The organism is Brasilonema bromeliae SPC951, from assembly GCF_012912135.1.
GTDB lineage: Bacteria > Cyanobacteriota > Cyanobacteriia > Cyanobacteriales > Nostocaceae > Brasilonema > Brasilonema bromeliae.
The window spans coordinates 4,216-11,631 of sequence record NZ_QMEB01000223.1 but is presented as its reverse complement, the minus strand read 5'-3'; the positions used below and the strand labels follow the sequence as shown (position 1 = coordinate 11,631).

The 7,416-nt window shown below is 44.1% G+C and carries 7 protein-coding genes; 3 read left to right on the top strand and 4 right to left on the bottom strand.

What is annotated here, in order from left to right:
- On the top strand, nucleotides 1-203 hold a 203-nt coding region (locus DP116_RS28680; RefSeq protein WP_211173451.1), incomplete at its 5' end, for a hypothetical protein.
- Nucleotides 204-216: 13 nt separating this feature from the next.
- Here DP116_RS28680 and DP116_RS22740 read toward each other — a convergent pair.
- The 3 genes from DP116_RS22740 to DP116_RS22730 all read right to left on the bottom strand — a co-directional run bounded on the left by DP116_RS22740 (nucleotide 217) and on the right by DP116_RS22730 (nucleotide 3,052).
- Nucleotides 217-1,209 (bottom strand): nucleotide-binding protein, encoded by a 993-nt coding sequence (locus DP116_RS22740; RefSeq protein ID WP_169157337.1) that lies wholly within the window; start codon nucleotides 1,207-1,209, stop codon nucleotides 217-219.
- A gap of 105 nt (nucleotides 1,210-1,314) precedes the next feature.
- Nucleotides 1,315-2,424, bottom strand: a complete 1,110-nt coding sequence (locus tag DP116_RS22735) for a precorrin-8X methylmutase (RefSeq protein ID WP_169157336.1) — start codon at nucleotides 2,422-2,424, stop codon at nucleotides 1,315-1,317.
- Between the two features lie 4 nt (nucleotides 2,425-2,428).
- Nucleotides 2,429-3,052: a Uma2 family endonuclease gene (locus DP116_RS22730; RefSeq protein WP_169157335.1), complete on the bottom strand. Its 624-nt coding sequence runs from the start codon at nucleotides 3,050-3,052 to the stop codon at nucleotides 2,429-2,431.
- Nucleotides 3,053-3,183: 131 nt separating this feature from the next.
- On the opposite strand from DP116_RS22730, the gene DP116_RS22725 reads away from it, so the two are divergent.
- Nucleotides 3,184-5,094: a heavy metal translocating P-type ATPase gene (locus tag DP116_RS22725; protein ID WP_169157334.1), complete on the top strand. Its 1,911-nt coding sequence runs from the start codon at nucleotides 3,184-3,186 to the stop codon at nucleotides 5,092-5,094.
- Nucleotides 5,095-5,457: 363 nt separating this feature from the next.
- Here the strand turns inward: DP116_RS22725 and DP116_RS22720 are convergent, their stop codons facing one another.
- Entirely contained in the window at nucleotides 5,458-5,916 is a 459-nt protein-coding gene (locus DP116_RS22720; protein WP_169157333.1) for a hypothetical protein, read from the bottom strand.
- Between the two features lie 170 nt (nucleotides 5,917-6,086).
- Between DP116_RS22720 and DP116_RS22715 the strand changes: the two genes are divergently transcribed.
- Nucleotides 6,087-7,416: HEAT repeat domain-containing protein (locus DP116_RS22715; RefSeq protein ID WP_211173450.1), on the top strand; the 1,330-nt coding region annotated here is incomplete at its 3' end.

Below are 7,416 nucleotides of genomic sequence, written 5' to 3'. Positions count from 1 at the left end.
CTCCCCTTTGCGGTACCCTGCGGGAAGCCCTTCGGGTATCTCCTGCGGAGACGCTACGCGAACGCAGTCGCCTCTGTCGGGAAACCCTCCTGCAGCGCTGTCTCACCGCTCCGCGTCTACGTTTTTTTGTTCACGATTTATCTAGGATTGCTGTATTTCAAAACTCATATTTTGTCAGAGAAAGATTTGGCAAGATGCGCTGATAACTGTTAACTGTTAAGCTGTGGCGAGTTTGTTGCTTTGAAAGCGCTCAAATGGATTGAAACCAGGTTGAATTTGTGCTGTAAAGTTGACTCCTGCCCAATCATGTGCAGTCTCTTCGTGATGGTAAAACATTCGAGTGAGCAGCTTTTCCCAATTATGTGAGGGAAGCTGACGCAACAAATCGGTAAAACTGTAGAAAGCATCCAATACAGTAAAGCTGGCTTCGCGAACATGAGGTGGACGAGACAGTACTAACGAGTCCCGTTGGACAAAAAATGGATCGTGGGGAATGACTGCATCCACAGGTCGCATGAGATAATGTTCTATTGCTGCGACTTCCTGACGGGAACGGATGTCAGTCGCCACCACTAGCATGTCAATACCAAAGTTTTTGGCGTGTGCGAGAAAATCCCCTGCATTGGTGACTGACTTGCGCGTTGGTTTGACAACATAGATATTTCTGTCGAACAAGCTAGGTAAGGGTGAAGCGAAAACATCTTTACCTGCTGACATATCAACAATAATTGCCTCGTTGTTATCTTCCCAAACGTGCTTTAAGAAAATCTCAATCGCCCCGGTTTTGCTGTGAAAGCACTTCTTGCGATAGTCGTCTTGCGTAAAATCACCAACTCGAATCAATTCAACTCCATCAATGAGAGTCACATAGCGATCCCGCCACTCGGCTGCTTCTCTTAACCGCAACAAACGCGATCCTTCCCCTGGTGGAGTTGTTTTAATCATGGGTAAATCCGCAGTAATTCTAGGATTGGTACCAGCAAAGTAAGAACGCAACCAATCTAAATCGTTACCAATATCCCGTGCAGGTTCCTTGTTCCCTCGCTGCATTTCGACAGGCGTTGCACCCAGTTCTTCAGCTAGATGCAAATTGTGATCGCCATCAATACCTAAAACTTGGAAGTCACAGAAATAGTTCAGAAATTGCAAAAGGCAAGTACTAATAGTAGTTTTTCCACTTCCTCCTTTGCCATAAACAGCTAATCTCATTGTTTACTTTGTTTTGTCCTATTTTTGATTCACAACGATATTGGATCTTATTCTCGTATGGGACATTCTGAAACCGTGCTATAAAAGCATTTTTTTATACTATTATTAATAGTTGCCTAAGTAACAATGACAATCAGGTTTCTCAATAAGTGACTCAACCAAAGAATTCAGGACAGTCGCAGCTAATAAGCCGCCTCCCAAGCTTCCTTCAACTGTAATAAAAGGTACGCAAGATTGTATCAGTTGTCGCTTAGCAGCAGGAGCATGACTAAAGCCAATGGGCATTCCAATGACTAACGCTGGTTGAATTTCTTGGTTTTGGATGGCTTTACATACAGAGAGTAGCACACTTGGAGCATAGCCAATCACCAACACACAACCTGGGGAGACTTGGTGTAATTTTTCCTGCCATTCTTGATGTTGCCAAAATGCTTTTTCTGCTTCTGTGGCAGTGGTAATATGAGAGTTATCAATTAAGGTTTCTACCGGACATCCCAAATGAGCTAATCTTGTTCTATCTAGAGCAGCAGCTACCGTTGGGATATCCGCAACTATCTGACAGCCGGATTTGAGGGCTTGACGACTCGTGGCGATCGCCCGATCACTCAACCTGACAAACGACGCCAAACTCACATCTCCACAAGCCAAAACCAGCTTTGAAATGAGGTCTTGTTCTATTTCAGAACGGCTATAAAGGTCAGGTAGCAAGCGTTCCAACGATTCAGTAAAAGCTTCTGGATGAGCATGAACTTGAGCATCCAACCCATTCCAGAGTTTTTCCAGTCCGCCTAATCCTCCGGATGTGTCTACTTCTAGTAGCTTCAGTTGTGCCAAAACTTCAGCTTGGATGATTTCACAATCGCGATCGCGCCCCAATAACCCTTCCAATGCAGATGCTGTTTGCCGTAATTGTGAAATTTGCTGTATGACAGCCCGATATTGTTGCTGTAATTGCGTCATCAAACTAGCAGTTGTGTCTTCTTCTGGTTCCACTTCCAGTATTTGGCGGATGTGGTTGAGTTGAAACCCTTGCTGCTTCAGTGCGACGATGCGTTGTAATCTGAGAACGTCTTTTTCGGTGTAGAGACGGTAATTGCTGGGCGATCGCACTGGTTGAGGAAGTAACCCCAATTCATGATAGTGGCGAACCATGCGCGGAGTCATCCCGCCTCCCACTGCTGACGTAAGTTCTTTGATAGTAAGAGATTTGGTCATTCTGTCACCCTTGCAAAAATTTCCTTAACCATCTGATTGCGTCACTTGTCGTTTGCGAGTCAGCAATTTGTAGACATTGCTGCACAATTTCTGAAATATTAGGGTAGTATCTGCTTTCTGCTGTTGTGTAAACTTCACCCTGTAGTCTATATATTTCTATTTGATTGTTTTTCAACAACCAAATTTCTGGTACTTTGTATGGAAGATAGTCAGAAATATCTGTATAACTTGTCACATCTATTTCGATAACTATATCTGGCGGTGGATCAGACTCCCAATCAATCCGATTTTTGCCTACTACTGCTTTCCAGTTTTCAATGTAAAAACTATAATCTGGTTCAATGCCTGTTACCTCTGGTAACTTCATAGTTATTGGAGTAAATGAATCATATCGTTGCTCCAAATGGTCAAGCAAAACTTTAACAATATCCGCTATCAAACTGGCTTTGCGTCCATGCTCTGGTAAAGGAGCCATCAACAAAATTTCTCCGAGTCGATATTTAATACGAGGTACAGTGCGATCGCCCAACTGTTCACTCAAAGCAAGGTAGTCTTGCCAACTTCCCAAAAGTTTTAAGACAGCCCCTGGAGGTAACTCTATTCTTTGTGGCGTGATAATTGCGTGCATGGTTCTTTGCAAGGGAGACAGACACAAAATGACCTACTTTGTTTTCTCGCATCCCATCATACCACTTTTGCGCTTGACATTGACATTAATGTCAAGGTTTAGCTTGAGAGAGTGTTCATAATTTCACTCTCATGCTCTACCGACAACGTCTAACTCAATTCACCAAAGAACATACAGAAGCGATCGCCGCCATCCTTTGTGGAGTGCTGTTGTTTTTTGGATGGTTCGCCCTACATCTCAATTTTTTAGGATGGGCGCTACTACTATTACCCGCAGCTTACGTCATTGGTGGTTATGAAAGCGCCCGTGAAGGACTAACAACCCTTTTCAAAGAGAAAGAACTGGATGTTGATTTACTGATGATTGTGGCGGCGTTGGGTGCTGCGATCTTGGGCTTGTGGCAAAGGGAATACCATCTTATTCTGGATGGCGGAATCTTAATTCTCATCTTTGCAATTAGTGGGGCGCTGGAAGGCTACGCTATGCAACGAACGGAACGCAGCATCCGCTCTTTGATGAGCTTGACACAAGATACAGCAAGGGTTTTGCGTTCTGGAGGGGAGGAAATCATTTCCATCAGTCAGCTAAAGGTGGGAGATGAAATTGTTGTCAAACCAGGCGAACTCATTCCCACCGACGCAATGATTGTTTCTGGTTTGAGTACCATCAATCAAGCCGCCATTACAGGAGAGTCCTTACCTATAGAGAAGACGGTAGGTGAGGAAGTTTTTGCAGGTACACTCAACGGCTATGGTGCGCTCAAGCTTAAAGTGCATCAACCACCAGAAAGCAGTTTACTTCAGCGTGTGATTCGTCTGGTAGAACAAGCACAAACAGAAGCACCTCCTTCTCAACAATTTGTTGAGCGATTTGAACGGAGATATGCGCTGGTTATTGTGGTGGCTGGGTTGTTGCTGGCAATTTTGCCGCCGTTTGTTTTAAATTGGGACTGGGAAACGACGATTTATCGTGCTCTTACTTTTTTGGTGGTAGCTTCTCCCTGTGCGCTGATGGCTGCAATTATGCCCACACTGCTTTCTGGGATTGCGAATGGTGCGAGACAGGGGATTTTGTTCAAAAATGGTGCCCAGTTGGAAATGATTGCTAAAGTTCGGGCGATCGCCTTCGACAAAACTGGTACTCTCACAACAGGACAGCTGCAAGTCTTTCAAGTCATTCCTACTCGTGGATATACAGAAGCAGATGTCTTAAAAGTCGCTGCTTCTGTCGAATCTTCTTCAGAACATCCTATAGGCGAAGCTATTGTACAGGCGGCTCAGGATTTGAATTGGTCAAGAGCAGTTGAGGTACGAGCAATACCAGGGCAGGGAATTGTGGGTATTAACGGGCACCAAGAGGTAATTGTCGGAAAAGCGAATTTTGTCAAACAGTATGTGACTCATTTACCAAGTGAGTTGAAGGATGCAGCAGACTTGCGAGAACAGGAAGGTAAAACGGTTGTTTGGGTTGCACAACAAGAGCAGGTGCTAGGCGTGGTAGTGATCGCAGATCAAATCAGAGCAGAAGCAGTAAGAGCGATCGCCCATTTGAAAAAACTGGGAGTTGAACAAATCGTCATGTTAACAGGCGATAATAAGCGCACTGCTCACAGCGTCGCCCAAGCAGTAGGAATTGATCAAGTGTATGCAGAACTTTTACCAGAAGATAAGCTTGATGTCATCCGTCGTTTACAAAAAGAGTATCAAACTGTGGCAATGGTGGGAGATGGTATCAATGATGCCCCAGCCTTAGCTCAAGCATCTGTGGGAATTGCGATGGGCAAGATTGCCAGTGATGTCGCATTGGAAACCGCAGATATTATATTGATGGCAGATAGATTGGAGAAAATAGAAGCAGCGATGCGTTTGGGTAAAAGAGCGCAGGCGATCGTCAAGCAGAATATTACTGTTGCTTTGGGTTTTATTGTTTTGCTTTTGGTTGGTAATTTTGTCGGGGGTATTAACTTACCTCTCGGTGTGATTGGGCATGAAGGTTCTACGGTGTTGGTGACTCTGAGTGGTTTACGATTGCTGAGGAAGTGACAGGTGTAGGGCGATCGCTTTATGGAAGGCTTAGATTCTCGACAATTTCTGCGAAGTCGGGAATCTTGTTGTTCACGTAAGCGCAAGCGCACGCCAGAGGCTAACGCGCAGCGTGCCCGCAGGGCTTATGATTTAGGATTGCTATATAAGTAGACAGTCCGTCAAATTACCCATAATATGTCCGCCGCGAGTCAAACGAAACAATCTTTTATAGGGTGGGCACTGCCCATCCAAATCGCAAACCCTCATTTTAATGTTGGTAGGCAGTGCCCACCCTACGTTTGTTGAGAATGGTGCAAAATCTCAGTCTAATTATTTTGCTAAGCTAGGTGCAATTATAGCCATGAGTAACAAAAACCCAATTTATAACACATAGCTCACATACACACTAGGGTTTAACAAACCATCCTTGAGGTAATTGCTACGTTTGGGCGAGTAAGAGCTATGCTTGACAGCATGAGTCCATCCACCGTATATGCAAGGACATCGTAATCCATGATTGCTGAGAATAGATTCAATCTCTGCAACACGGGGATAGAAACCGCGCTGAAAGTATTTCCATTGACTTTCCAATATCCAGAAAAATACGGGAATTGCACAACCAATTAAAGCGATCGCACTTCCATTAGTTTTTTGCTGTAACATCAACGCTAAAATAGCCCCAGTGCCTGTGATACCAAGAGCTTTGATAACCCAAATTTGTTTATTGTAGTCTTCGATAGTCGTTTGCAAGAAAAAGTATTCTTTTTCCAAAATATTGCGTTCAAATTCCGTAAGTGATTGGTTTTCAGGTTCTGGAGTTGCCGGTGATAGATTAGACATAGAGAAATCTTGAGGCGTTGCTGAGATTGGGATAAATCAGGAAAGGACTCTAGGCGGAGATGAAAACACAGCTTTTCGCTGATGACTACGATTAACTTTGCTCGAACACCGCCGAGAGTTTACGGAAGCAGCTACGGCACTTCAGTGACGACAAGCTGAAACGGGAATATTTGAATTACCTGAAATGGACTGAACCCCTAGCCGTGATGTTGGAGTTGCTGGAAGAAGAGAAGCAAGCGCTGCGGGTGGTAAAGTTAGCTTTAGAGGTGGATCTTAAGTTGGCAGCAAGGCTAGCAGGTGCGGTAAAACCAGAATTTCAGGTGCAAACGGTGGCGTTAGTTGTTGGGTTAGAAGTTTTTCAAAAAATTAAAGTTGAATTATTAAGCATCACACGTTCTGAACATGCAGTTTCGCTCTTACTACAAGCTTTGAATGATGAAAATTCTTCTGTGCGTAGGAGTGCTGCTGAGGCGTTAGGAGAAATCGGGAATTCCGCAGTGACTCCACTGATTCAAGCTTTGAACGATGAAGATTATTTTGTGCGTTGGAGTGCTGCTGAGGCGTTAGGAAAAATCGGAAACTCAGCAGCAGTGACTCCACTGATTCAAGCTTTGAACGATGAAGATTATTTTGTGTGTTGGAGTGCTGCTGAGGCGTTAGAAAAAATCGGAAACTCAGCAGTAATTCCACTAATTCAAGCTTTGAAAAATAAAAATTTTGATGTGCGTAGTAGCGCTAATAAAACGTTAGAAAAAGTCGGAAACTCAGCAGCAGTAACTCCACTGATTCAAGCTTTGAAAAATGAAGTTTTTTATGTGCTTATTAGTGCTAATAAGACGTTAGAAAAAATCATGTATTCTACAGTGACTCCACTGATTCAAGCTTTGAACGATGAAGATTATTTTGTACGTTGGAGGGCGGCTGAGGCGTTAGGAAGAATCGGGGATTCCGCAGCAGTGACTGCACTAATTCAAGTTTTAAACGATGAAGATTATGATGTGCGTAGTAGTGCAGCTAAGGCGTTAGGAAAAATCGGAGATTCCACAGCAGTCACTGGACTGATTCAAGCTTTAAACGATGAAAATTCTTATGTGCGTAGGAGTGCTGCTGGGGCGTTAGTAAAAATCGGAAACTCAGCAGCAGTGACTCCACTGATTCAAGCTTTGAACGATAAAGATTACTTTGTACGTTGGAGGGTGGCTGAGGCGTTAGGAAAAATCGGGGATTCCGCAGCAGTCACTGGACTGATTCAAGCTTTAAACGATGAAGATTCTGGTGTGCGTAGGAGGGCGGCTCAGGCGTTAGAAAAAATCGGGGATTCCACAGCAGTCACTGGACTGATTCAAGCTTTAAACGATGAAGATTCTGATGTGCGTAGAAGAGTGGTTGGGGCGTTAGTAAAAATCGGGGATTCTACAGCAGTCACTGGACTGATTCAAGCTTTGAACGATGAAGATTCTGGTGTGCGTAGGAGGGCGGCTCAGGCGTTAGAAAAAATCG

Excerpts from the sequence above, each read along its gene's own strand:
- DP116_RS22740 (WP_169157337.1), bottom strand. The coding sequence starts at position 1,209 with ATGAGATTAGCTGTTTATGGCAAAGGAGGAAGTGGAAAAACTACTATT.
- DP116_RS22735 (WP_169157336.1), bottom strand. The coding sequence starts at position 2,424 with ATGACCAAATCTCTTACTATCAAAGAACTTACGTCAGCAGTGGGAGGC.
- DP116_RS22730 (WP_169157335.1), bottom strand. The coding sequence starts at position 3,052 with ATGCACGCAATTATCACGCCACAAAGAATAGAGTTACCTCCAGGGGCT.
- DP116_RS22725 (WP_169157334.1), top strand. The coding sequence starts at position 3,184 with ATGCTCTACCGACAACGTCTAACTCAATTCACCAAAGAACATACAGAA.
- DP116_RS22720 (WP_169157333.1), bottom strand. The coding sequence starts at position 5,916 with ATGTCTAATCTATCACCGGCAACTCCAGAACCTGAAAACCAATCACTT.